The organism is Clostridium kluyveri (genome assembly GCF_001902295.1).
Classification (GTDB): Bacteria; Bacillota; Clostridia; order Clostridiales; family Clostridiaceae; genus Clostridium_B; species Clostridium_B kluyveri_B.
Map to the genome: position 1 here is coordinate 4,342,069 of NZ_CP018335.1, position 25,868 is coordinate 4,367,936.

Here is a 25,868-nt window from a genome sequence, read left to right on the forward strand (position 1 = left end):
GTTTATAAATTTTGAGAGGTGACTTTTGTGAAAAAATTTTTAAATTTGCCTGTAAAAAAACAAAAGACAATTATAGATGCTGCACTTAAATCTTTTGCTGCCAATGGTTATAAGAAAACCTCCGTAAGCGACATTGCTGCTGCTGCGGAAATTTCAAAAGCAATGGTATTTCATTACTTCGGTACAAAGAAAGCCTTATATCTTTATTTAATTGAGCTGTGCGGAAATATTATTATGAAGGAAGTTAATGAAAAATTTGATTATACCATTACTGATTTCTTTGACAGGATTAAAATTTCATCTAATATTGAAATTGCAATTATGAGAAAACATAATGCAATTCCGGCCTTTTTAACAAGTATGTATTTTGAAAATGATGAGGAAGTAAAAGAAGACATAAGAGGCATCTTAGCGAAAGGAGAGGGTTTCAGAAACAAAATTGCTTTTGATGGTATGGACTGTTCAAGATTTAAAGAAGGTATTGATCCAGAGCTAGTTATGAAAATGCTTCTCTGGCTTACTGATGGGTACATGAATCAAGTATCCAGTAAGACAGAGATCGATTATGAAGACTTTTTAAAAGAATTTGAGGAATGCATAGATTTACTTAGAAACAATTTTTATAAGGAGGAATATATATGAGTTTATATGTGTTAGGTTTTCAAGAGATTGATAAATCAAAACTTCCGGTAGTAGGAGGCAAAGGTGCCAACCTTGGGGAATTGTCCAAAATTAAGGGAATAGCTGTTCCAGATGGTTTTTGCATAACTACTGAAGCATATAAAAGAATTGTTGACAACAATCCTGAATTTAATGTATTGATTGATAAATTATCCCTTTTAAAGGTAGATGACAGGGGAAAAATCGGCCAGCTCTGCAAAAAAATCCGCGAGGTTATAGAAGATATGGACATTTCAAAGGATATTGTAGAAGAGGTATCACAATATATTTTAAAGCTTGGGAAAAAAAATGCCTATGCCGTGCGCTCAAGTGCCACAGCAGAGGATTTGCCCCTAGCTTCCTTTGCAGGTCAGCAAGATACCTATCTGAATATTATGGGAAAAAATAACATACTGAAGTATATCAAAAAGTGCTGGGCATCACTTTACACAGACAGAGCAGTAATTTATCGTATACAAAATGATTTTTACCACCGCAAAGTTTATCTATCTGTAGTAATACAGAAGATGGTTTTTCCACAGACTTCAGGAATAATGTTTACTGCAGATCCTGTCACCGCAAACAGAAAGGTTGTATCCATTGATGCAAGCTTTGGGCTTGGGGAAGCTCTTGTATCTGGTTTAGTAAATCCAGATATCTATAAAGTGCGGCAAGGCAGAATACTAGATAAAAAGATATCTGCCAAGAAATCGGCCATATATGCACTAGAGACAGGCGGCACAAAGGAGCAAGAGATTGAAGCTGCACAGCAAAATAATCAAGCACTTTCAGATGATCGGATTTTACAACTGGAGAGTATGGGTAGAAAGATTGAGGCATATTTTGAATGTCCACAAGATATAGAATGGTGCTTTTATGAAGATAAATTCTATATTGTTCAAAGTCGTCCTATCACTACATTATATCCTATACCTTCGGAAACTAAGGATGGGAAGAATCATGTATATATCTCATTTGGACACCGGCAGATGATGACCGAAGCCATGAGGCCGCTGGGAATGTCTCTTTTCCAGACTTTATTCAAACAGATGATCAGCGGCGTCATGAGTGAGATGGGTGGAAGACTTTATATAGATGTATCTCGTGAGATTTCTTCCCCCTTTGGCAGGATGACATTTATAAAAGGTCTTGATACGGTGGATGTTCTAATGAAGAGTGCTATTATTAATCTAACGAAACGAAAGAATTTCATGAAAACTCTGTATAAGGGAAAGACAGTCATGCCTCCAAAATCAATGTGGCTGAAATGGTTAAACCTTACCATAAAAGACTATAGGGCAAACGATCCAGCTATAGTGGAAAGATTAATGAATAATAATAAGGCTCTGATGCTGGAACTTGAGCAAAATATTACTAAAGTTTCGGGAGATAAACTGTTTGATTTTATTCTAAAGAGTATGAAGCAAATAATGGATACTATTTTTGATAGCTATGGAGTGGTTTTTGCGGGAGCCTATGCCTCTTATTGGATAAACAAGAATATTCAAAAATGGCTGGGTAAAAAAAATGCAGCTGATATCCTTGCTCAATCTGTATCTAATAATGTTACATCTGAAATGGGACTTGAGCTTTTGGATGTAGCGGATGTTGTCAGACAGTATCCAGAAGTGATTGAATATTTCCAGCAGCCGAAAGAAGCTACTTTTTTTAAAGATTTAAGAAAACTAGAAGGTGGCTTAGATGTTACTAATTCAATTAAAGCATATCTTAAGAAATATGGTATGCGTTGTTCAGCTGAAATTGATATAACAAGAACGAGATGGAATGAAAGACCAACCATACTTGTTCCTGCTATTCTAAGTAATATCAAAGCTTTTGGGCCAAATGCACATGGTATTAAGTTTGAACAGGGACTAAAGGACGCAAAGCAGAAGGAGCAGGAAATTCTAAGTAGCCTTGAGAAATTGCCTGGCGGAAAAAGAAAAGCCAAGAAGGCAAAAAAAGCAATCAGTGTTTTACGTAACTATGCCGGTTACCGTGAATTCAATAAATATGTCCTCATATGGTTTGATTGGATTATCAAACAGGCGTTAATGAAAGAAGCTGATATTTTAGTTTATAAGGGTATAATAGGTCATAAAGAGGATATATATTACCTGACTTTTGATGAACTTAGGGATATTGTTAAAACAAATAGGCTGGATTACAGTATTATAACTAAGAGGAAAGAAGAATATGAAATCTTTAAAAAACTTACACCTCCTCGTGTGATAACATCTGAAGGAGAGATTATATCTGGTGAATATGATACCAGCAGCATACCTCATGGAGCATTAGCAGGGGTACCCGTTTCTTCAGGCGTTGTGGAGGGGCGTGCAAGGGTTGTTTTAAAAATGGAGGATGCCAATATAGAGGAAGGAGATATTTTAGTCACAACATTTACTGATCCTAGTTGGACTCCGCTATTTGTATCGATTAAGGGCCTGGTTACCGAAGTAGGCGGGATGATGACCCATGGGGCTGTTGTTGCAAGAGAATATGGCCTACCTGCAGTGGTGAGCGTTGAGAATGCTACAAAATTGATTAAAGACGGACAGAGAATAAGAATAAATGGAAAAGAAGGGTATGTAGAAATTCTGTGATAAACAAGTTAAAATATACAATTCTAAGGAAGAACAGCCTTATGAAAAGAGTTAAAAAAACTTTGAATACGAATTTCATGCCTTATTCATATGTTACTTTGAAAAACCAGCAAATTAATTGCTGGTCTTTCAAAGTAACATTAATATTTTTTAATCAAATGATATTTATATACGTGCCTATGAATTTTCTGTCTGTACCTTTTTAGATATCAACTTATAAAGAATAAATGCAATTATTAAAATCACTAAAGCTATATCTGCAAAATGGAACCATTCACGTATAATCGTCCAATTTTCTCCCATTTTATAACCAGCATATCCTAAAAGTACACTCCATATAGCGGATCCTAATAAAGTATATATGGTAAATTTTTTAACATCCATTTTACTTATACCTGCCGGAAGAGAAATAAATGTCCTAATTATAGGTAAGAGCCTAGAATAAAATACTATTTTTTCTCCATATTTATTAAAATAATAATCACTTTTTTCAATATGGGACTTAGATAATCTAAGCTTATCAGCATATTTTTCAACTAAGGGTCTTCCACCTATTTTACCAATATAATATGCCCCTATAGAACCTGCTGTTCCTCCGAGCGTTCCAAAGATTATAACAAGAGTTAGATTTAATCTTCCTGTAAAGCTTAAATATCCTCCAAAAGGTAATATAGCTTCACTTGGGATAGGTATGCAAGCACTCTCCAAGGCCATAGCTATGAATGTGCCTGCATAACCTGTTTTGTCCAGGACAAAAATAACTACATCAATTATTCTTTCTATCATCATACGTTCCTTTCCCACGAAAAATATGTATTTTATTTATACTCTATTATATATTATATCCCGGAATTTTTGTATTAATTTTCTATAAACAGTGTTAATAATGAGTTTATCAAAGCCAACTACACTTAATTTTGCATATTATTTTTTACAAGAGTCTCTTTCAATTAGCTGATGAGGTAATACATAATTTGTATTATCCATTTTCTGATTGTTTATTAATTTTATAAGCATTCTCATACCCACAGAACCCATATCATAAATAGGTTGGGCTACAGTAGTCAATTTAGGATAAAATATAGATGCTGAATATATATTGTCAAATCCCATGACATCTACATCTTCCGGCACTTTAATGCCCCTATCTCTTAGCGCATTTATGGCTCCCATGGCAATTTCATCACTACTGCAAAATATGGCATCTACATCTACCTTATCTAATATTTTATTTATACCCTCATACCCATCTTTTGCTTTTAGGTTACTAAAGTAAGTTCTGTTCTTATCAACTTGTAAATTATTCTCCTCAAGGGCTTTCTTATATCCTTTATACCTTACTGCACTTGCATTAGCCATGTTTCCACTGGCACCTATATAGGCTATTTTTTGGTTCCCCTTATTTATTAAATAAGTCACTCCATCATATGCCGCCTTTTCATTATCAATAGTTACACTAGGAATATCCTCTTTGTCATTTGTGGTTTCTACTAATACCATTGGAATCTGAAGTTGTTTTATAAGATTTAGCATATCTTCTTCCAAAGAATTACTCATATATAAAACTCCATCGGACATTTTTTCTTTTAAAACTTTTAAATATTCCGTTTCCTTTTCTATATCCAAATCAGTATTACACAGCATTATATTATAATCATATATATTTGCTACATCCTCAGCTCCTCTTACAATCTCAGGATAAAATTGATTGGATATATCAGGAATTATTATTCCTATAGTTCTCGTCTTTTGGGTTTTAAGACTTCTCGCTACTATGTTAGGTCTATATCCTAGTTTTTTAATAGCTGCTAAAACCTTCTTTTTAGTTTCCTCATTCACAACATCTACATCATTGAGTACTCTGGAAACTGTAGCTATAGAAACCCCTGCCTCCTTAGCAACGTCTTTAATTGATGTGGCCATTTTATCACCTACCGATTTGTTTTTTATAATTATACTTACAAAATTACTTTATTACAAGGTAATTTATTATTTTAATACCTCTGCTGCAATATTAAATTTTTCTCCATTAATATTACAACCACTATATTCCCTATTTTCATTATAAACAACTTCTACTGCAAGAGTTTCTTTTTTAATTTGAGCTTCAAATTTTTTAACTACTTCTTCAAGTTTTTCATTATCTGAAACATATAACTTTATTTTATCCGCAACTTCAAATCCACTTTCTTTTCTCATATTTTGTATTTTACTTAATATTTCCCTTAGATTTCCTTCTTCTTTAAGTTCTTCTGTAATTGTAGTTTCTAGAACTATTCCTGTACTCCCTTCTCCAGCAAAAGCAAAACCTTCTAATCCTTCCATGGTAATAAGTAAATTTTCTGAATTCAACTCTATTTCAGTTTCATCTATTTTTATTTTTACCACTTCATTATTATTTATTTTACCCGCTAAATCCATTTGATTCATAGAAGATATACTTTGTTTTATTTTAGGTATCATCCTTCCATATTTTTTTCCGAGTACAGGAAGATTAGGTTTTATATTAAAATTAACGTATTTTGATAAATCTGCATTAAAAACTATATTTTTAATATTTAACTCACTTTTTATTATATCATCATAGTATTCAGGAAGTGTTTTTACACTTATGAGCATTTCAGATAGAGGCTGCCTGTTTTTTATATTAGCCGCATTTCTAGCACTTCTTCCTAATTTCACTATTTTATAACACTCTTCCATATTTTTTTCTAAATCACTATCTACTAGATTTGAATCATACTCCGGCCATTTACACAAATGTATACTTTCCGGTACATCCTTGTTTAAGCTTAAAACGAGATTTTGATAAATTTCTTCCGTCATAAATGGTACAAAAGGTGCTGCAATTAAGCATAATTTATTCAATACATTATATAAAGTTACATAAGCTCCTATTTTATCTTCTACCAATTCTTCATTCCAAAATCTAGTTCTATTTCTTCTTACATACCAATTTGAAAGTTCATCCACAAAATTTCCGATACTTTCTGCAGCCTGTGTAATTCTATAGTTATCCAAGTTCCCCTCTGTGGTTTTTATTAGTGAATTCAACCTTGAAATAACCCATTTATCCATTACATTTTCACTTACAAAATGTGAATATTCCAAAGGATTGAATTTATCTAAATCTGCATAGAGCACATAAAAGGAATATACATTCCAAAGTGTACCTAAAAACTTTCTCTGACTATCTTGAACTGCTTCTTCATAGAATCTAGATGGAAGCCATGGCGCACTTTCTGTATAAAAATACCACCTAACAGCATCTGCTCCTTCATTCTCTAGTACCACTTCAGGACCCAATACATTTCCCTTGTGCTTTGACATCTTAAGGCCATGTTTATCCAATACGTGTCCTAAGACCAGACAATTTTCAAAGGAACTTTTATCAAATAACACTGTAGATATGGCCATAAGGGTATAAAACCATCCTCTGGTCTGATCTACAGCTTCAGATATAAACTGAGCTGGAAAATTCTTTTCAAAAAGCTCCCTATTTTCAAATGGATAATGATGTTGTGCAAAAGGCATAGAACCTGAATCAAACCAACAATCAATTACTTCTGGTACCCTTTCCATTTCTTTGTGGCATTTATCACATTTCAATTTAACTTCATCTATATATGGTTTATGAAGTTCTATATCATCTGGTACATCAATTCCCTTTTCCTTTAATTCTTCAATACTTCCTATACATTCCCTATGGCCGCACTCACACTCCCATATAGGCAGTGGTGTGCCCCAGTATCTTTCTCTGCTGAGTCCCCAGTCTATTACCCCTTCAACAAACTTCCCAAATCTTCCCGTTCTTATATTGTCAGGATACCAGTTTGTATCATTCGTATTTTTAATAAGCTTATCCCTCATAGCTGACATTCTAATGAACCAGGTATCTCTTGGATAATATAGAAGCGTAGTATCACATCTCCAGCAAAATGGATAAGAGTGAGTAAATTTCTCTGCCTTATACAATATGTCCTTCTCTTTTAAGTATGCTATTATTTTAGGGTCTGCATCTTTTACAAAGAGTCCCTTCCATGGGGTAACTTCATCTTTAAATTTCCCTTGTGTAGTTACAGAATTTATCATAGGTATATTGTGCTTTATGCATGTAATACTATCATCTTCACCAAATGCCGGTGCAGTATGTACAATTCCAGTACCATCTGTCAAGGTTACATAATCACCATGAACAACATAATGGGCTTTCCCCTCAAAAGGTGTAAAATTAAACATAGGTTCATACTCTACTCCCAGCATTTCTTCACCTTTAAATTTCTTTACAATTTCATATTCCCCTTCTAACTTTTCAAGAAGTCCTTCTGCTAATATCAAGTGCTCTCCATTATTGATTACTTCTACATAATCATAACTTTTATTTATTGTCAAAGCCATATTATTAGGTAATGTCCATGGGGTTGTAGTCCATGCAAGAATATATTTGTCTTCATTCTTAATTTTAAATTTAACATATACAGATATTTCTTTTACATCCTTATACCCTTGTGAAACTTCATGTGAGGAAAGGGCAGTGCCGCATCTAGGACAATAAGGTACTATTTTATGCCCCTTATACAAAAGATTTTTATCCCATATTTGTTTCAAGGCCCACCATTCAGATTCTATATAATGGTTGTCATAAGTTACATAAGGGTCATCCATATCTACCCAGAAACCTATTCTGTCAGACATCTTTCTCCATTGACTTACATAAGTAAAAACACTATCTTTGCACTTTTTTATAAAATCCTCTACTCCGTATTTTTCAATTTGAGGTTTTCCTGAGATTCCAAGGCTTTTTTCAACTTCTAGCTCAACAGGAAGACCGTGTGTATCCCACCCTGCTTTTCTTAAAACCCTATATCCTTTCATAACTTTATATCTAGGTATAAGATCTTTTATAACTCTGGTTAAAACGTGTCCTATGTGAGGTTTCCCGTTGGCAGTTGGAGGTCCGTCATAAAAAGTAAAATATTCTCCATCCTCGTTAGAATTAAAGCTTTTCTCCACTACTTTTCTATCCTGCCACAATTTTAAAATATCTTTTTCCACCTGTACAAAACTTTTATTATTATCAATTTTTTTATACATAAATTGAGCTCCTTTCATCTTCAATGTTAATTTTTTACTATTTGTTTTGTTTTATACATGACTTGAATATGCTACTTGGAATGCATACAATTATATTCATATTTAAAGCATTATTATTTAAATTAATTTTTAGATTATTTACAATAAAAAAACTTCATCCAAATAGGACGAAGTTAAATTCGCTATACCACCTATGGTAATCCTAGAACACTAACATGGTATTCTATAACGCAGAATTACGTAAAAATTTACTCAGATAGTTAAATACTTTTCAATTTTCAAACTCCCAGGTGATTTTCTCTAAGTTACCCTACGGATTCTCACCACTGGCCGCTCTCTGTAAATGATATAAACCCAAATACTTTTCCTGTTCAAAGTTTTTAAAATGTTTACTATTGAATTTTTCTCTATTATATTATATGAAAATTTTATTGTCAATTTATTTACAACAAAATTTTCAAACTCAATTAATATCCAAGAGCTTTCAGTATTCCATCGGCTATAGCTTGTGCAAATTTTGCCCTGTATTCATCACTGCTCAATTTTGCAGCATCCTCAGGATTTGTTACAAAACCTAATTCTGTTAATACTGCCGGTGCAGTTGTATTTTTTGCAATATAAAGCCAGCTTCCATCTTTTAAGCCTCTATTATAAGTTCCTACTTCTTCTACAATGCTGTTTTGTATATATGTGGCTAGCCTTTTACCTTCTTCATTTCCTGTATAATATAAAGTCTCTGTACCATTAGCCGAAGAAACATCAAAAGAATTGGTATGGATACATACAAAATATTTAGCATTGACACTATTTGATATATCACAACGCTTTTGAAGACTCTCTGTAACACTCATTGGAGTGGAACGCATATCTGTTGTCCTTGTATATACTACATTTATTCCGTGTTCTTCAAGTATTTTACCTGTTTTTAACCCCACTGCCAGTGTAATATCATCTTCTTGAAGTCCATTTATTCCGGTAGCACCCACATCACTTCCCATTCCATGTCCTGGATCTATAACTATTATAGGAGCTGTACTTGAAGGCGGCGTTTGCTGAGCCTTTGCAACTATAGTTAAAGTAAGAGTTACTTGTTTTTCATATCCTGCTGCAGTGCCCTTATATGTAAATGTACCAGTTTTAGATGAATCCACTTTCTCTGAATCCCATATGACGCCCACTTTTTGGGTAGTTCCATTGCTCATAGTAGCTTGTACACTAATTGGAAGAGAGTAATCATCCCCCTCAGTTATCTGATTAGCTAAATCTGATATGGAACTTACCATCAGTTCTTTATTTTCATTTAATGAACTTAAGGATTCTAAAACTCCCTTTGCAATAGCAGCTGCACTTTTATTTTGATAATCATCACTTCCAAGCAAACTGCTTTCCTCAGAATTAGTCATAAACCCTAATTCTACCATAACAGCTGGTGATAAAGTTCCTCTCAGTATTTCATGCTGAGACTGTCCCTCTTTAACACCCCTACTCGCACGTCCAGTATAGCTGACCATTTCATTTTGTATTTTGTTGGCAATATTTTTAGCTTCATCACTATACCCTGCATAATAAGTTTCTATACCATTTACTGCTGAATTTTCAGCATAAGAATTACAATGTATAGTAACAAACACATCTGACTTTGCATTATTTGCTATATCAAAACGAGATTTTAAATCTGAACTACTATCCCAGGAAATATTATCATCTTTTCTAGTGTACACCACATTTACTCCATTTTGCTCCAGTATGTTTCCCACCTTTAATGCTACAGCTAAATCTACATCTTTTTCATTTAAACCTGATCCACTAATATTTCCTTTATCATTTCCTCCATGACCTGCATCAATAGTAACTGTATATTTTGCACTAGAAATTGGATTTGATTTTACACTAAATTGCATTTTAGATTCACCATAACTTTTGCCACTTATAGATTTTAATCCGCTTTTCACAATTAAATTATAAGTTTTACCATAGGTATACTGAGTTTTAGGTGCAACTACCAAATCACTTCCATTATCCGCTAATTGTACAGATATCGGTACAGAATTCCCATCACCATCTACAACTACTATATTTGAATCATTTACTGTACTCTCATCTAACTGCATATTGAACTTTATTTTCCATGATTTATCGATTTCTATGTCTTTTCCTATAACTGTTCCATTATATGCAGAAGCATGAACCATACTGATTTTTACAAAAGTCATAAATATAAATATAAAACTTAAAAGCATAATTTTATAAACTTTTGTATCTTTCAAAAAATCACCTCCTTATCATAAATTTCTAGATAATAAGATTTTAAAACTTGCATCTATAAAATTTTCCATGTAACATATACTATTATAATATAAAAAAGGTTAATTTTATAGATTTTTATAAATAAAGTTACCCTCGTTTAAATGTTAACTTTAATATAATTTATTTTTTACACCAATTGTCACAATTCAACTTTCAAAAAATAGATAAAAAGAAAGGAAAGGATTTTATGGAAATACAATGGATGGCTCATTCCTGTTTTTTATTAAAAGATTCAAAAGGGAAAAAAGTTTTAACAGATCCCTTCGATGAAACTGTTGGATATAATACTTTTCAGGGGGATGTAGATATAGTCACCACAAGTCACAATCACTTTGATCACTGTTATACTGAAAAAATAAAATATAAACATCTTATAAACACTGTAGGCTCCTATAATTTATTTGAAATAAATATTAAGGGTATACCTTCTTATCATGACAAAGTACAAGGTGCTAAAAGAGGAAAAAATATAATATTTATTATAGAAATGGATGGGTATAGAATATGCCACTTAGGAGATATAGGCTATATATTGACTGAAAATGAATTAAAACAATTAGGTAATATTGATATACTTTTCATTCCCATAGGAGGTAACTTTACTATAGATGGCAGGGAAGCTGCTAAATTAGCTAAAGCTATCAACAGCCACATAGTAATTCCCATGCATTATAAAACCTCTTGTTTAACCTTCGAGCTGGAAGGATTAGATCAATTCCTTAAATATATGAAAAATGGAAAAAGAGTTAAAAGTAATACACTAAATATAGAAAATAAATTATCCAATTATAATGTGGTCACTATACTTGATTTTACATAAAATACAAAACACATCTCTCTTTTAAATGAAAAAATTTCTAAAAATTATTTTAAATCTTTAGAAATTTTAATTGTGTTCCACATGTTCTAGTCCTGCATTAAATAATCTATCTATATGTTCATCATCCAAAGAATAATAAACGGATTTTCCTTCTCTTCTAAACTTGACTAGCCTTGCAGCCTTTAGAATTCTTAATTGATGTGATATAGCAGACTGGCTCATTTGAACTACTTCTGCTATATCACATACACATAGTTCTTTTTTAGATAAAGAATATATTATCTTAATTCTCGTATAATCACCCAAAATTTTAAAAAGTTCTGATAACTTCATAAAAGTTTTTTCACTTAACATATTTTCTTTCACATATTCTATATTTTGTTTATTAATTTTAGTACAAGAGCAAACTTCAATCTTCGAATCATCTTTCAAAAATACCACCTCACTATGAGATATTATATTATATTTATCTATAATCTTTCAACTTAAAATTCTTAATTATGGTATTACCATACTGTAAACTTTTTTTAACATCAACAATTCTCTGATTTCTAGAACCCTTAAACTTCAATCTATTGTCCTTTTTATCTTCTTCAAATTTTCCATCTACCAATACATCTATATTTTTCAATAACTCTTGCCAGGACTTGTTATCTTTATTGTCTAATATATATTCAAATGTATATCCTGTATAACACCATATATTTAGATCTAATTCTTTAATTTTATGGGCCATATATGCAAAAGCTTCTGCCTGTTCAAAAGGATCACCTCCTGAAAAGGTAACTCCCTTTATAAGAGGATTAATCTTCACATCATGGATTAAAATATTTATATCTTTTAATTCTCCTCCATTAAAACAATGGGTGGATGGGTTAAAACATCCCTTGCAGTTATGTCTGCATCCTTGTGCAAAAAATACTCTCCTCATACCAGGTCCATTTACAAGACTTTCGTGAGCAATACCTGCTAATCTAACCTTATTATTCACTATTATTCCACTTCCCTTATTAAAATATATAAAGTAAATAATAAATTGAATATTATCTGGTCTATTTTACATAATGTTTTTACTATACATAAAATTTTATGTAAAAATCATTAGGTAAAATAGACAAATTCAACTTTTACAAACATGTCGGTTTAATAATAAACTATTTTATTACTACCTTGTGCTATTCTGTCCTTTCTCTCTGCAGTTTTTCCTGCTCCAAATCTTTCATCCAAGGATAAATATCCTGTTACCCTTGATATGCCTTGTATATTGCCACTACCACAATGAGGACACTTATTCTCTCCATGTAAATAAGTACCACATTCCCTGCAATATCTTATATGAAAATTTATTCCTATATAGGATATATTTGTATTGTCATAGGCATAGTTGATTATATCCCTAATAATTTCTTCCGATGGATAATCATCTATTTCTATATAACTTATATGTCCACCATTACAAATTTTGTGATAAGGAGCTTCAATATCTATTTTATCTTTTATAGATATTGGAAATCCTACAGGTATATGATAAGAATTAGTATAATAGTCTTTATCCGTTATACCATGTATTTCTCCAAATATTTTTTTATCCTGTAATATGAACTTCCCACTTAAGCCCTCTGCAGGTGTAGCATAACAACTCCAATTCAGATGAGTCTGTTCTATAAATTTATCTGTATATTTTCTGATATAAGAAATTATTTTCACTCCAAGTTCCCTTGAATTTTCATCCTCACCATGATGTTTTCCCGTTAGCGCAATTAATGTCTCCGCAAGTCCAATAAATCCTATAGCCCAGGTACCCTGCTTTAATATAGGCTCTATAGAATCATCTAATTTTAAATTTTCGGAGCCTTTCATAAGTCCTTGACCTACTACAAAAGGTAAGTCCTTAACTTTTAATCTTTTTAAAATAACATACCTATGCATTAGAGATTCTTTGGCTAAATTTAACCTATTATCTAATAGTTCAAAAAATTTATCTATATTCTTCTTAGCCAAAATTCCTAGTCTAGGTAAATTAATTGTCACCGGCGCTATGTTTCCTCTTCCTTTTGTCCCTGGTTCTCCATTCACATTTGAACACACATAAGTTCTGCATCCCATAGTAGCTGGTATCACGCCTTTATCATAATACGCTTTATTAAAATCAGCATCTAAATTCATAAAAGTAGGATTCATTCTCTTTGAAGCTACTCTACATGCAATTTTAAATAGATAATAATAAGGATCATCTTGTTCTTTGTTTACTCCTTTTTTAACTCTGAATATTATGTTGGGAAATATAGGCTGTTCTCCCTTTCCCAGCCCCTTTTCATATTCAGTTAAAAATACCTCGCATACTAAAGCCGCATCTTTGGATTTTGGTATCCCTAAATTTATTGAGCTAAAAGGTACCTGTGAGCCTGCCCTTGAATGCATAGTATTTAAATTGTAAATTATCCCCTGCATTGCCTGCTCTACATTTTTTCTTAACCGTTTTTCCGAAATATGTTTTATCCTATTTTCTTCTACTCCTACTTCCCTAAGATACTGTATTATTTCTCTTCTCGTAGGTTCCACAAAAACAGCCATATCATTATCAAAATCAGGATGAGACTGTCCGCCAAACATGTCATTTTGAGATGATTGCAGTAATATACAGGAAAGTTCTGCCGCAGATTCTATTCTCTTTGGAGTTCTAATATTCCCATATCCCGTATTAAACCCATATAAGAGCATTTCTTTAGTTGGTATATGAAGGCAGTTAATAGTTAAATTATAGCTATCTAAGTCATGATAATATATATCTCCATTTTCATGAGCTTTTGCTAAATATTTCGGCATAGCCCCCAAATTATGCCATTTATTTGATTCACTAGCTATTCTAAGCAGTTTAGAACTAAAATTATTTCCTACATTAGCATTGTCTCTATCCGTTTCTACACCTATCTTATCAATAACCTTCATAAGATCTGATTTTATATCTCTTATTTTAGTTCTTTCACTTCTATAATTTGAATATACCAATCCTATTTTTCTATGACCATTTTTCAAAAGAATTTTTTCAACTATATTTTGTATTTCTTCAACCTCTATTTCTTTTACATTACGCTCTTCTATTTCTTTTATAACTTTTTGAGTTAAATCTATAAAATCACTCTCTTTTAATTCATAGCCAATTTCTTCTGATGCACTTTTTATGGCATTAGTTATTTTTATAGAATTGAATTCTACTTTTCTACCATCTCTTTTCACAACATGTAGCATACACTATGCCTCCTAACTACTATATATTGTGTATATGTCTTATTCATTATACTATGTAAAATTTAAAATATCAATTTTGCAATTTAGCTTTATCACAACTTAACAAACTCTCTAAGTCATATTTCTTCCATTTCTTTTAATTATTATCCCTAAATGGTACTTGATATTTTATTATGTATTATATAGTAAAATATGAATAATAATTAAATACATAGTTAACACTAAATGAAGTATGTAAATTAAATTTTGAGGAGGAAATATTTTATGATTGGAGAAATAATTGATATGAATGTTTCTCATGCTCTTATAAGTTTTCAAGATGGAACCACTAAAGATGTAAATATTACTCATCTACCTTCAAATTCAAAAATAGGTGATAGAGTAAATATAAATCCTAATTCCTCGCCTACTTTAAATGATAAACTAAATGATACATATCCTATAAATATATTATAAAAACACAAAACAATAAAAAACTGTGTATAAACCCGCTTAAAAAATATTAATTTAAATACTTCACGACAAATTTATACACAGTCTATTATTTAATTTTACAATATCTATTCTACTGTAATAGCAGAAACAGGACAGCTTTCTGCCGCTTCTTTAGCAGAATCCTGAGATGTTTTTGGTACTTCATTTGCCGCAGCTACTGCTTTCCCATCATCATCCATATCAAACACATCTGGACATACCTCTGGACATAATCCACAACTTATACAGGTAGCTTTATCAACTAATGCTTTCATAATATTATCCCCATATTAATTATAATATAATTAATATATAATGGGATTTTCACCCCTTTCATCTATAATCATGAAATTATAAAACATACTTTCTATATCCAAGAAAGCTTATTTTAGTATTCTCAAAAATATGATTTATTATAGATGAATTAAAATTATTTTAAAATCCTTCTAATTTGTCTTCAGATATAGTAACATTCCATCTTCCATTTTCATAAACGTCCTTTATATAATAGATCTTCTCGCTTTTCTTTTTTACATCCCAAAATTTAATAGTAGCTTTATACAATGTAGTCTTATATCCTTCCGTTTTTACTGTAACCCATACATCATACTTTTCCTTATCATTATTTCCAATATTAGCATTCTTAAATTTATCAGTAAGCTCAGATTTAAATTCCTCTAAGTCTGTAGATAATATGAATCTTGCCGCATCTATATCTTCATTGAAATTTATTCCAATTTTTTTATCCTTATCCTTAAAATATTTATTTAATGTTTCTATTATGGAACCATAATATACTTCTGTAAAGTTACTTGGAGGCATTCTTATATTCCAAAAACTATTTATTATATTATTATCTATCCTCTTTGGTACTATGTATATTTGCTTTCCATTATAGAGATTTCCTGCTTCATCCTTATCAAGTCCTGCTATATATGAAAATTTATGAATCTTATTATTTGTCTCCATTATTTCCAGTGTATAATCTGGTTGCAGAGAAGATTTTTTAGATACCTTTTTAGCTGAAGCCAAAATATCATATAAATCCTCAATAGTATCTTGATCAGTAACTACAAATTTAAAGCCTTGATCTCTGGTACTTTGAATAGTTATCTCTTTTACCTTGCCTTGCTTTATATACTCAAAATCAGAATTTTTTAGTCCAGCTTTAACCTTTAACTGATCTAATTTACTACATCCGCATAATAAAAATATTCCTATTAAAACAATTAATATGAAAAATATATTGATTCTTTTTTTTACAACCCCATCCATTACCTTCACCTACTGTCAACAATATTAAAAATCTCTAAATAATTATATCATATTTAAATATAAAAAATCCCCTTCCATAATGATAAACTGAAAGGGAACAAATTATACATATCTCTATTTATACTCTAGTGTTTTAACGATAGTTTCAAATATAGTTGGCATATTTTCTTTAAAATCTGACTCATTTACAAAAAAAGAAAATCTACAAAATTGAGTTCCTTTTTTTAAAAAATACTCTATACCTTTATAGCTATCTCCCACTTCCTTTGTAATAGTATATTCAATTAAGTACCCACTGACCCCATTAATTTCAATCTCACTTATGTGATAATTCTTATATAAATTCTGCTTTTGAGATATAATTTTACTATTTTCTAAAAATGATTTTAGACTTCCATCTAAATTCCATACTTCAACAAATCCTCTTATTTTATTATCTTCACTTTTAAAATCACTATGATATAATATTTCATTTCCAGACATATCTTGATTCTCAGAGGACCACTTAGAAGGTAGTTTATATCTTAATTTACTTTGCATTCCTTCATATTGAGTTAAATATTTTATATTATTTTGCATAAGAGCTGTAAATTTTAATTTCATATCGAAATTCTTTTCAAGTCCTAAAAGTACCATCATAAGACCTATTATAATTATGGTGACTCCCAGTTTTCTCTTATTTATTACTATTGATTTAATAATAGGTGTCATAGTTTCACTTTTTTACTGGTATAACTATGGTGTTTGTTTTAAAATCATAGAACATTAACCAGTACCCCATTTTATCTTTACCTTCCTTAGGTATCCATGTAACAAATCCTGATTTACCTCCATAAGGCTGATCCTTTTTACTATTAGTGCCTGGTATACCATATATCAAATATTTTACTTTATTATTCTTATCAAATTTATACCCTGTTAAATAATGAAAATGTTTCTTTATATAAGGATAATATCCTATCATAGGATAGTAAACTAAGGCATATCTACTATAATTATCCATATTGTACATGTCTTCTATAGAATTTGCAGGTACCTTATACCATTTACATCTTTTTAATTCTTTGTTTAAACTCTTTATTTCTTTAAAACCATAAACAAGTCTATTAAAAAAATTCCCTTGTGAATTTCTTTGGTAATTTCTATTCATACCTCTATCTTCACATTTATTATCATTTGCTTTTAATTTTTCACAATGATTTTCTGCAAAATTGTCTATATATAGAGAGTCCTCTTCTCCCAACTCCTTTTTTAAAGTTATATTTTCTTCCTGAAGATCTTCTCTGATTTTTGACTCAAACATATCCTCTGATATTGGTTCTTCTTTTTCGTCTGCAAAAGTCTTTTTACTTTTTTGATTATCTTCCTCGTCCTGATTATTTTGAATTTCCTCCGAAAGTTGCTTGTCTTCTTCATTATCTTTTTCAATTTCAGTTTTTTCTCTATCCCTTTTAGCTTTTTCTATACTTTCTTCATATTTATCAAATATACTCTTTTCATTATTTTCTGCCGCTTTTTCTACTATTTCATCTTCATTTACTTCTACTTCATCTTCGTTTATTTTATTTTCATCTTGTTCCACATAATCCTTTGTTTTATCATCTTTGTCATCTTTGTCTTCTATTAATTCAAAAGACCTCCAATTTGGTATTTCAGTACTCGAGAACCCACTCATTACAGGTATTATATTATTATCTAATATTCTGACTATAGCAGCTCCCGACACTTTATCCATGGCTATTCCACTTCCTGCTACATCATTTATTGGATATTCATAAAATGTATCTGCTCTTCCATAATCATCTATGTTCATTTCACCAATTTTAATTATATTTTTTATACCTTTTTTATTACATATTAGCATCATATAATAGGGGGTTTTTTCTTTTTTCAAATTTTGTACGTAATAAGATATTTTACATTTATCATTTTTTGTCTCCAATTTTGCATATCCTGAAGCAATCTTGTCAGAAGCTAAAGAGTACCCTTTTTCATCTTCTTGTAATATTATAAAGTACCTACTATAACTCTTTTTCTGTGCCAACTTCTATACCTCCATATATTATCTTCATTATAATATATGAGATAACTCTCAAAAAGTGAACAAATAGTTTTGTCCTCAATTATAAAACATATTATAACCCATATATTAATTCATATATGCAATCTGATAATAGGCCGAATTCCTCTATGGAAAGAGTTTCTCCTCTCCTCTTGGGATCTATTCCAGATTTATCAAATGCTTTTTCTATGTATTCTCTAGATAACTTTAGTGCTTTTAAAGCATTCCATAAAGTTTTCCTTCTCATATTAAAAGAACATCTTATTATCCTAAAAAATAAATCTTCACTTTTAATCTTAACTCTAGGATTACTTAACTTAGTTAACTTTATAACTATAGACTCAACTTTAGGCGATGGAATGAAAGCATAAGGACTAACTTTTCTAAGTACTTCTACATCGCAATAATATTGAACCAATAAAGAAAGTGCCCCATATCGCTTACAATTAGGTTCCGATATTATTCTTTCACCCACTTCTTTTTGAATCATTATAGTTAAAGTTTTGAAATTATACTTATTATTTAGAATTTTTGAAATAATAGGTGTAGTAATATAATATGGAAGATTAGCTACAATTTTTATACTTGATTCATCTTTTATTATCTCATTAAAATTTGTCTTTAATACATCTTTATGTATTAATTCAAAATTTGGATAATGCTTTAACTCTTCCTTTAGTATGGCAATTAAATCTGAATCCACTTCTATGGCACAAACTTTCTTAGCCCTTTTTAAAAGTTCCTTTGTTAATGTTCCCACTCCTGGTCCTATTTCTATAACAAAATCATTTTTATTTATATCTGTGCCTTCTAATATATCCTGTAATACTGAATTATCTATCAAAAAATTTTGCCCTAAATTTTTTGAAAATCTAAAATTATATTTTTCCACTATTTCCTTAGTAGATAAATTACTCATCTTTCTTCTCCTTCATTAAATTACTTACCTTATCTATTGCTTTATCAAACTCTTCCCTAGCTATACCATAATTATTTAGTCTCTTTAGAAACTGAGATGCATTACAATAGCCTATACCTAATTCTCTGCCAAGCATATCTCTTTTCATCTTAGATTTTATACATCCTGTAAGCTCAAAAAATACCATATCTTCCACTTTGAATTCTTTTCTCTCTTCTTTTAATTCACATTTAGCATTTTTCAAAGCATTTATTATAGTTTCAGGCAATGCATTTTCAACACCAATATTTCCATTTTTTATCCCATCTTCTTGAGATATATAGGCATGTTTTATCCCTTTAACTCTTTTAGATATAATTTTCCTTATTTTTTCTCCTGCAAAGTCAGGATCTGTCATAACTATTACACCTTGTCTATTTTGAGCCTCTTTTATTTTATCAATAACTTTTTTATTTATTCCAAAGCCACCTACAGCTATTAATTCTGCATCTACAGCTCTCTTAACTGCGGATATATCGTCCTTTCCTTCAACGATTATTACTTCCTTAATCATATTCTCCCCCATTAACATTTAATTTTTTTCATCAAAAGAAAAAATAGGAGCACGTGCCCCTAATCCATAACATAAACATTAATCCATTGCACACCCCAGTTATTTGCTTCAGAAGCAGAATTAAAAAACAAATCTACCCTATTACCTTTAATGGCACCTCCTGTATCTTCAGCTATGGCATATCCATATCCTTCTATATAAAGTTTGGTACCAAGTGGTATAACTCTGGGATCAACTGCTACAGAGCTGTAGCTTCCACTATTTCTCCTTGCCACAGTTCCTGAAGCTGTTATACCAAAGTCTGGATGCCCAGGTCCCTTGCCTGTACTTTCATAGTCTGCAGTATATGCAGTTGCTTTCATCTGCAAAAATTTAGCATAACTAAGGTTTCCTCCTCTAGAAAAGGTATAATCACTATTTAATGTTCCCACTGCTACTATTTTCTGTACTGGTTCTTTCTTTACGATTTCACTTATAACCTTCCTAGAGACTTCTTTACCATCCTCATATATTATTCTGGTAATAGTTTGCTTCTCTCCATTTTGCCCCTCTTGTAAAACTTTTTTAGCCCCGCTTTCAACTTCACTATCATTTTTTATAACTATATCATAGCCTATATTTGTAATCTCTTTTATGTCTTTAGTCTTTACCCTAGTCACTACTACTTTTAATCCTTTTTTAATTGCATAATTTTTAGATGGATATACTTTATCAAGATTTGAAAGTTGAATTTTTTCTGCCCGCAACATATTTTCCACATTATGTTCAGCAGACTTTATATCTAATTTCTTACCATCCACTTTTACTTCAATTAAAACTGCTCTTGTAATTAATAATTTACCTTTATCTTTCACTCTACTGTCTAGACTAGGCTTTACTTTATCCTTTGATCCCAATTTAATCCCATTATTATCCAAAATTTCTTTGTAAGTACCACCAAAAGTAGTAACTTTCTTGTCACTGCCATCTACTGAGATAGTTATAGTTTTTATCATATTAAATATTATTAAACTTATAACTACTAAACTTATTGTTAAACCTATAACTATAATAGATTCTATCTTAGGACCATCGGAAAAATATTTCTTTAAGTAAGTCTTAAACCTTTCCATCATAAAAATACCTCCTCTGGGCAAGAGCGACATACCTCATTATAAACGGATCTTAAATTTATGTCAAATATCGCCCAGGATAAATTGTAAAAAAATTCTAAATGCAGCTTTGTGCATAAACTATAAATAAAAAATATTTATTTATGATACCAGTATTATTAGTTAATAAAGTATAAATTTATACCTCAATTTAGATAAATATATAATTCATGCTTAATTACAAAACTAAATTATATTTTTAAATTACAATTTATGTTATTTTTAGGTGGTATTATTGTGATTTTATTACATCTTATGCTATAAATATATTTTAAATTACTTATGAGATAACTAATGGATATAATTATAGTATATTCATATTTATAAATATTATGTTACATTAAGAAGATGTTTAGTATTGGCAATTGTTATTTTACTTACTTCCTCTTTTGTAATTCCTTTTATCTCAGCTATTTTTGATATGATAAACTCTATATATTCTGATCTATTTCTCTTCCCCCTGAAAGGTACCGGAGCCATATAAGGACAATCAGTTTCCACTAAAATTCTATCCATAGGTATTTCTCTTACTACATCTAGTGATTTTTTTGCATTTTTAAAAGTTACTACTCCAGTAAATCCTATATAATAACCAAGCTTTATACATTCTTTTGCAAACTCTACGCTTCCTGAGAAACAATGTATTTCTCCAACAATACCTTTAAATTGTTTTATTATATCTAAAACATCTTTATGTGCTTCTCTATCGTGTATAATTACAGGAAGGTTTAATTCTCTTGCTAATTCCATTTGTCTTATAAATACAGATTTTTGTACTTCTTTAGGTGGATTTTCTTTATAATAGTAATCAAGACCTATTTCTCCGATAGCCTTTACTTTTTGGTTTTGAGACATAATTTTTAACTCATTTTCCGTGCTGCTGTCAAATTCATCTGAATATTCTGGGTGTATGCCTACCGCTGCATAAAATATATCATGTTCATTTGCCAATTTAACAGAAGTTCGGGCACCTTCTATGGAAGAACCGCAATTTAATACCCCAATTATATTATTTTTTTTCAATTCATTTATCAATATATTCCTATCACCATCAAATTGTTCATCATCATAATGTGCATGAGCATCAAATATATTCAACTTCACGTTATCTCTTCTCCTTTTTTAAATCAAACTCTTCCTAGATCCAGATGGAGGAAATTATCCACCACCTAAACCTAAAAATTACTTAATTGGACTTAGAAATCCTATATTTATATCAGAAACTACTTAAATATATTTTATTTTACTATACTCCCAGTAGGAAGTTCTCCTTGAATAGATAGCGTAAATAATTTACTGTCATCATTTGAAGCTGCACATAATATCATTCCTTCTGAGAGTTCTCCCTTTAATCTTACTGGCTTTAAATTTGCTACAACCACCACATACTTTCCTAAAAGTTCTTCTGGCTTGTAATATTTAGATATGCCTGATATTACCTGCCTTTTTTCCTGCCCTAATTCAAGCTGCAGTTTAAGTAACTTTTTAGAACCTTTTATGGCCTCACATTCCAATACTCTTGCAATCCTAAGATCTAATTTTTCAAAGTCATCTATGGCTATTTCTTCTTTTATAGGTTCTACTTTGAAATTCTGTAGGGCACTTTTTTCTTCTTTTAGACTATTTAACTCTTCTATCTTCTTATCCACATCTATTCTAGGAAATAATATATCTCCTTTATTTACTTTAGTTCCTGACCTAGTTCCATCAAAAGAAGCTATGCTGTCCCAAGATGTGACCTCCACATTAAGCTGTTTATAGATTTTTTCACTGGTTTCAGGAAGAAATGCCGAAAGACATACAGATATTATTCTCAATGATTCTGATAGATTATAAAGTACCGTTCCCAATCTATTCTTTTTACTTTCATCTTTGGCTAATATCCATGGAGTAGTTTCATCTATATATTTATTAGTTCTTGATACAAGTTCCCATATGTTATCTAGCGCCTCAGGTATTCTTAAATGGTTCATATGTTTTTCTATTTTTATAGGTGTATCTAAAGCTAAACCTATAAGTTCATCATCTATATCTTCTTTTTCTTTTGGTGCCGGCATAATGCCATCAAAATATTTTTCTATCATAGTACAAGTTCTTGATAATAAATTTCCTAAATCATTAGCTAAATCTGAATTAATTTTCTTTATAAATATCTCATTATTAAATAATCCATCAGCACCAAAAGGAATTTCCCTAAGTAGATAATATCTAACTGCATCTGTTCCAAAATGATTTACTAAAACTACAGGATCCACTACATTTCCTTTAGATTTTGACATTTTTCCTCCATCTACTAGAAGCCAACCGTGTCCAAATACTTTTTCAGGTACTTCTTCCCCTAAAGCCATAAGCATTATAGGCCAGTAAATCGTATGAAACCTCAATATATCTTTACCTACTAAATGTACATTTGCCGGCCAGTATTTTTTATATAACTTGTCATCTTCACTGCCATAACCTAGTGCTGTTATATAATTTGCAAGTGCATCTATCCATACATATATTACATGCTTGTTATCAAAAGTCACAGGTATTCCCCAGTCAAAAGAAGTCCTTGAAACACAAAGATCCTGAAGCCCTGGTTTCAAAAAATTATTTAACATTTCATTTTTTCGAGACTCAGGTTGTATAAAATCAGGATGAGTTTTAATATGTTTTATAAGAGCAGGTGCATATTTTGACATTTTAAAGAAATAAGCTTCCTCTTTAGCTTTTTCAACCGCTCTACCACAATCAGGACATTTTCCATCTACCAATTGAGTTTCAGTCCAAAATGACTCACAGGGTGTGCAATACCACCCTTCGTAATTTCCTTTGTATATATCTCCTTGCTCATATAATTTTTTAAATATTTTCTGAACTGCTGCTATGTGATATTTTTCTGTAGTTCTTATAAATTTATCATAATTTATATTCATTATTTTCCACAAGTCTTTAATTCCTGATACTATTTCATCTACATACTCTTTAGGAGGAACTCCTTTAGCCTCTGCCAACCTTTGAATCTTTTGTCCATGTTCATCTGTACCCGTTAAAAGCATTACATCATAACCTGTAATTCTTTTAAATCTAGCAAGGGCATCTGCTGCAACGGTAGTATATGTATTACCTATATGAAGATTTGCCGATGGATAATAAATAGGCGTAGTAATGTAATATGTTCCTTTGGTCATGTTTATATCTCTCCTTCTCTTGTAATTTATATTAAAAATAAAAAGCCTCTATATGAAAACTTTTTCCATATAGAGGCGTAAAATACGCTTTACCACTCTATTTCATCTTTATCTCACAATAAAGATATCTATAAGTAACTAACATTACTTTTCAATATAACGGTTGCTGCCGTACCATCCTAATTATTAATTCTAGTACTTCAAATGGTATACTCCAGAGCCATATTCATAAATCATTTTGTTTCCGACTTTCACCAAATTGTCGGTTCTCTTTGAACAAAACCAATTTACTACTCTTTCCTTCATGGTATTTAACATTATAATATGTCATATACTTTTATGTGTCAATATTTTTTATTTCAAAAATCTCTTCATATTTTCTTCTTATATTTTTTAAGTCTTGCCAAAATAAAGGTTTTTTATTCTCATCTCTCAATATAGCAGAGGGATGAAAAGTAGCGGTTATATAAAATCCTTTTCTTTCAACCCATTTCCCTCTATCTCGTGTAATTCTCCAATCTTTACCCAATATACAGCCCATTGCAGTAGCTCCAAGACAAACTATTATTTTAGGTTTTATAAGTGCTACCTGATTTCTTAAATAAGGAAGACATGCTTTTTCTTCATCTTCATAAGGAGTTCTATTATTTTTAGGTCTACATTTGCAAATATTACATATATAATAATCCTTTTTTCTGTACAAATCCAGTGCTTCAAGGGCTTTAGTCAAAAGCTTTCCTGCCTTTCCCACAAAAGGTAATCCAATTCTATCCTCATCTGCTCCAGGTGCTTCTCCTATAAACACTAAACCTGCTTTAGGATTTCCATCTCCAAAAACCATGTTTATTCTACTATCACCTAAACCACACTTATTACAATTTATACATTGTTCATATAGCTCTCTCCACTTTAACAACTTTAATCTCACCTCAAGGTACCATTATAAGTTATATTATACAACTAAAAACTTAAAATAAATACATCCTTTTTATATAAAAATCTCATTAAAACATAATTTTAACTACTGTTACCGCCATTATTACTGATACCAAATCTGCCATTATGGCTGCCCAAAGAGCATGTCTTATTTTTTTTATGCCTACTGCTCCAAAATAAACTGTTAATGTATAAAATATAGTTTCCGTTGAACCCATAATTACAGAAGCTACTCTGCCTATATAACTATCAGTCCCAAAATTACTTAGTATTTCACTAAATACACCAAGAGCACCACTTCCAGATAAAGGTTTTATAAATACAAGAGGTACCACTTCTGCTGGAACACCTATAAAATTTACTATTGGTTTTATAAACCCTATAAAATAATCTAAAGCTTTAGATTCCCTAAATACACCTACGGCTAACAACATAGCAAGCAAATATGGAAATATCTTAATACATATAAAAATGCCCTCTTTAGCCCCTTCTACAAAGCAATCATATACTTTAACTTTTTTTATTATGCCATAAGTAACTATGGAAACTATAATTATAGGAATTATACTCTTTATTATGTAATTCAAAATTT

Annotated in this window: 22 protein-coding genes and 2 other annotated features; of the genes, 4 read left to right on the plus strand and 18 right to left on the minus strand. The window is 30.8% G+C overall.

The window, feature by feature from the left end; translation table 11 throughout:
- Nucleotides 1-27 precede the first annotated feature (27 nt).
- Together BS101_RS21270 and ppsA are read left to right on the plus strand one after the other, a co-directional pair.
- Nucleotides 28-642 carry a TetR/AcrR family transcriptional regulator gene (locus BS101_RS21270; RefSeq protein WP_073540791.1) on the plus strand — a complete coding sequence of 205 codons (615 nt, stop codon included), beginning with the start codon at nucleotides 28-30 and terminating at the stop codon, nucleotides 640-642.
- The gene (ppsA, locus tag BS101_RS21275) at nucleotides 639-3,263 is read left to right on the plus strand and encodes a phosphoenolpyruvate synthase (protein ID WP_073540793.1); all 2,625 of its coding nucleotides are present in this window, start codon (nucleotides 639-641) and stop codon (nucleotides 3,261-3,263) included. The genes BS101_RS21270 and ppsA overlap by 4 nt, the downstream gene beginning before the upstream one ends.
- Nucleotides 3,264-3,440: 177 nt before the next feature.
- On the opposite strand, the gene BS101_RS21280 is transcribed toward ppsA, so the two are convergent.
- From BS101_RS21280 to BS101_RS21295, 4 genes are all read right to left on the minus strand, one after another.
- Nucleotides 3,441-4,049, minus strand: coding sequence for a DedA family protein (locus BS101_RS21280; RefSeq protein ID WP_012104069.1), 609 nt, complete (start codon nucleotides 4,047-4,049; stop codon nucleotides 3,441-3,443).
- A gap of 138 nt (nucleotides 4,050-4,187) precedes the next feature.
- Entirely contained in the window at nucleotides 4,188-5,186 is a 999-nt protein-coding gene (locus tag BS101_RS21285) for a LacI family DNA-binding transcriptional regulator (protein WP_073540795.1), read from the minus strand.
- A gap of 66 nt (nucleotides 5,187-5,252) precedes the next feature.
- On the minus strand, nucleotides 5,253-8,357 hold the full coding sequence (ileS, locus tag BS101_RS21290) for an isoleucine--tRNA ligase (RefSeq protein WP_073540797.1): 3,105 nt from the start codon (nucleotides 8,355-8,357) through the stop codon (nucleotides 5,253-5,255).
- Nucleotides 8,358-8,517: 160 nt separating this feature from the next.
- Nucleotides 8,518-8,741: a binding site (T-box leader), on the minus strand.
- An 83-nt stretch (nucleotides 8,742-8,824) separates the two neighbouring features.
- Nucleotides 8,825-10,624, minus strand: coding sequence for an N-acetylmuramoyl-L-alanine amidase (locus BS101_RS21295; protein WP_073540799.1), 1,800 nt, complete (start codon nucleotides 10,622-10,624; stop codon nucleotides 8,825-8,827).
- Nucleotides 10,625-10,851: 227 nt separating this feature from the next.
- Between BS101_RS21295 and BS101_RS21300 the strand changes: the two genes are divergently transcribed.
- Nucleotides 10,852-11,484, plus strand: a complete 633-nt coding sequence (locus BS101_RS21300) for an MBL fold metallo-hydrolase (RefSeq protein WP_073540800.1) — start codon at nucleotides 10,852-10,854, stop codon at nucleotides 11,482-11,484.
- Nucleotides 11,485-11,550: 66 nt separating this feature from the next.
- Here the strand turns inward: BS101_RS21300 and BS101_RS21305 are convergent, their stop codons facing one another.
- From BS101_RS21305 to BS101_RS21315, 3 genes are all read right to left on the minus strand, one after another.
- A complete protein-coding gene (locus BS101_RS21305; protein WP_073540802.1) occupies nucleotides 11,551-11,916 on the minus strand; it encodes an ArsR/SmtB family transcription factor in 366 nt (121 codons plus the stop codon).
- 34 nt (nucleotides 11,917-11,950) lie between these two features.
- Nucleotides 11,951-12,475, minus strand: a complete 525-nt coding sequence (gene nrdG / locus BS101_RS21310) for an anaerobic ribonucleoside-triphosphate reductase activating protein (RefSeq protein ID WP_073540804.1) — start codon at nucleotides 12,473-12,475, stop codon at nucleotides 11,951-11,953.
- A 152-nt stretch (nucleotides 12,476-12,627) separates the two neighbouring features.
- Nucleotides 12,628-14,733 carry an anaerobic ribonucleoside triphosphate reductase gene (locus BS101_RS21315; protein WP_073540806.1) on the minus strand — a complete coding sequence of 702 codons (2,106 nt, stop codon included), beginning with the start codon at nucleotides 14,731-14,733 and terminating at the stop codon, nucleotides 12,628-12,630.
- 264 nt (nucleotides 14,734-14,997) lie between these two features.
- On the opposite strand from BS101_RS21315, the gene BS101_RS21320 reads away from it, so the two are divergent.
- Nucleotides 14,998-15,189: a hypothetical protein gene (locus BS101_RS21320; RefSeq protein WP_073540808.1), complete on the plus strand. Its 192-nt coding sequence runs from the start codon at nucleotides 14,998-15,000 to the stop codon at nucleotides 15,187-15,189.
- 104 nt (nucleotides 15,190-15,293) lie between these two features.
- Here BS101_RS21320 and BS101_RS21325 read toward each other — a convergent pair whose 3' ends face one another.
- The 11 genes from BS101_RS21325 to BS101_RS21375 all read right to left on the minus strand — a co-directional run bounded on the left by BS101_RS21325 (nucleotide 15,294) and on the right by BS101_RS21375 (nucleotide 25,863).
- A complete protein-coding gene (locus BS101_RS21325) occupies nucleotides 15,294-15,482 on the minus strand; it encodes a ferredoxin (RefSeq protein WP_073540810.1) in 189 nt (62 codons plus the stop codon).
- Between the two features lie 160 nt (nucleotides 15,483-15,642).
- Nucleotides 15,643-16,482, minus strand: coding sequence for a hypothetical protein (locus BS101_RS21330; RefSeq protein ID WP_073540812.1), 840 nt, complete (start codon nucleotides 16,480-16,482; stop codon nucleotides 15,643-15,645).
- 114 nt (nucleotides 16,483-16,596) lie between these two features.
- Nucleotides 16,597-17,193 (minus strand): hypothetical protein, encoded by a 597-nt coding sequence (locus tag BS101_RS21335; RefSeq protein WP_073540814.1) that lies wholly within the window; start codon nucleotides 17,191-17,193, stop codon nucleotides 16,597-16,599.
- Between the two features lie 4 nt (nucleotides 17,194-17,197).
- The gene (locus tag BS101_RS21340; protein ID WP_073540816.1) at nucleotides 17,198-18,526 is read right to left on the minus strand and encodes a hypothetical protein; all 1,329 of its coding nucleotides are present in this window, start codon (nucleotides 18,524-18,526) and stop codon (nucleotides 17,198-17,200) included.
- A 91-nt stretch (nucleotides 18,527-18,617) separates the two neighbouring features.
- A complete protein-coding gene (rsmA, locus tag BS101_RS21345) occupies nucleotides 18,618-19,463 on the minus strand; it encodes a 16S rRNA (adenine(1518)-N(6)/adenine(1519)-N(6))-dimethyltransferase RsmA (RefSeq protein ID WP_073540818.1) in 846 nt (281 codons plus the stop codon).
- Entirely contained in the window at nucleotides 19,456-20,016 is a 561-nt protein-coding gene (rnmV, locus tag BS101_RS21350) for a ribonuclease M5 (protein ID WP_073540820.1), read from the minus strand. The genes rsmA and rnmV overlap by 8 nt, the downstream gene beginning before the upstream one ends.
- Nucleotides 20,017-20,075: 59 nt before the next feature.
- On the minus strand, nucleotides 20,076-21,131 hold the full coding sequence (locus BS101_RS21355) for a 3D domain-containing protein (protein ID WP_073540822.1): 1,056 nt from the start codon (nucleotides 21,129-21,131) through the stop codon (nucleotides 20,076-20,078).
- A gap of 366 nt (nucleotides 21,132-21,497) precedes the next feature.
- On the minus strand, nucleotides 21,498-22,271 hold the full coding sequence (locus tag BS101_RS21360; protein ID WP_198039531.1) for a TatD family hydrolase: 774 nt from the start codon (nucleotides 22,269-22,271) through the stop codon (nucleotides 21,498-21,500).
- 134 nt (nucleotides 22,272-22,405) lie between these two features.
- Nucleotides 22,406-24,370, minus strand: coding sequence for a methionine--tRNA ligase (metG, locus tag BS101_RS21365; protein ID WP_265875010.1), 1,965 nt, complete (start codon nucleotides 24,368-24,370; stop codon nucleotides 22,406-22,408).
- A 38-nt stretch (nucleotides 24,371-24,408) separates the two neighbouring features.
- Nucleotides 24,409-24,655, minus strand: a binding site (T-box leader).
- A 22-nt stretch (nucleotides 24,656-24,677) separates the two neighbouring features.
- Complete coding sequence (locus tag BS101_RS21370) at nucleotides 24,678-25,256, minus strand: uracil-DNA glycosylase (protein WP_073540826.1); 579 nt, start codon at nucleotides 25,254-25,256, stop codon at nucleotides 24,678-24,680.
- 88 nt (nucleotides 25,257-25,344) lie between these two features.
- On the minus strand, nucleotides 25,345-25,863 hold the full coding sequence (locus BS101_RS21375) for a spore maturation protein (RefSeq protein WP_012104087.1): 519 nt from the start codon (nucleotides 25,861-25,863) through the stop codon (nucleotides 25,345-25,347).
- Between the last annotated feature and the right edge of the window lie 5 nt (nucleotides 25,864-25,868).

Coding starts and splice junctions, on each gene's coding strand:
- ileS (WP_073540797.1), bottom strand. CDS start 8,357: ATGTATAAAAAAATTGATAATAATAAAAGTTTTGTACAGGTGGAAAAA.
- rsmA (WP_073540818.1), bottom strand. CDS start 19,463: ATGAGTAATTTATCTACTAAGGAAATAGTGGAAAAATATAATTTTAGA.
- BS101_RS21355 (WP_073540822.1), bottom strand. CDS start 21,131: ATGATGGAAAGGTTTAAGACTTACTTAAAGAAATATTTTTCCGATGGT.
- BS101_RS21315 (WP_073540806.1), bottom strand. CDS start 14,733: ATGCTACATGTTGTGAAAAGAGATGGTAGAAAAGTAGAATTCAATTCT.
- BS101_RS21330 (WP_073540812.1), bottom strand. CDS start 16,482: ATGGATGGGGTTGTAAAAAAAAGAATCAATATATTTTTCATATTAATT.
- ppsA (WP_073540793.1), top strand. CDS start 639: ATGAGTTTATATGTGTTAGGTTTTCAAGAGATTGATAAATCAAAACTT.
- BS101_RS21320 (WP_073540808.1), top strand. CDS start 14,998: ATGATTGGAGAAATAATTGATATGAATGTTTCTCATGCTCTTATAAGT.
- rnmV (WP_073540820.1), bottom strand. CDS start 20,016: ATGATTAAGGAAGTAATAATCGTTGAAGGAAAGGACGATATATCCGCA.
- BS101_RS21335 (WP_073540814.1), bottom strand. CDS start 17,193: ATGACACCTATTATTAAATCAATAGTAATAAATAAGAGAAAACTGGGA.
- BS101_RS21325 (WP_073540810.1), bottom strand. CDS start 15,482: ATGAAAGCATTAGTTGATAAAGCTACCTGTATAAGTTGTGGATTATGT.
- BS101_RS21285 (WP_073540795.1), bottom strand. CDS start 5,186: ATGGCCACATCAATTAAAGACGTTGCTAAGGAGGCAGGGGTTTCTATA.
- BS101_RS21300 (WP_073540800.1), top strand. CDS start 10,852: ATGGAAATACAATGGATGGCTCATTCCTGTTTTTTATTAAAAGATTCA.
- BS101_RS21280 (WP_012104069.1), bottom strand. CDS start 4,049: ATGATAGAAAGAATAATTGATGTAGTTATTTTTGTCCTGGACAAAACA.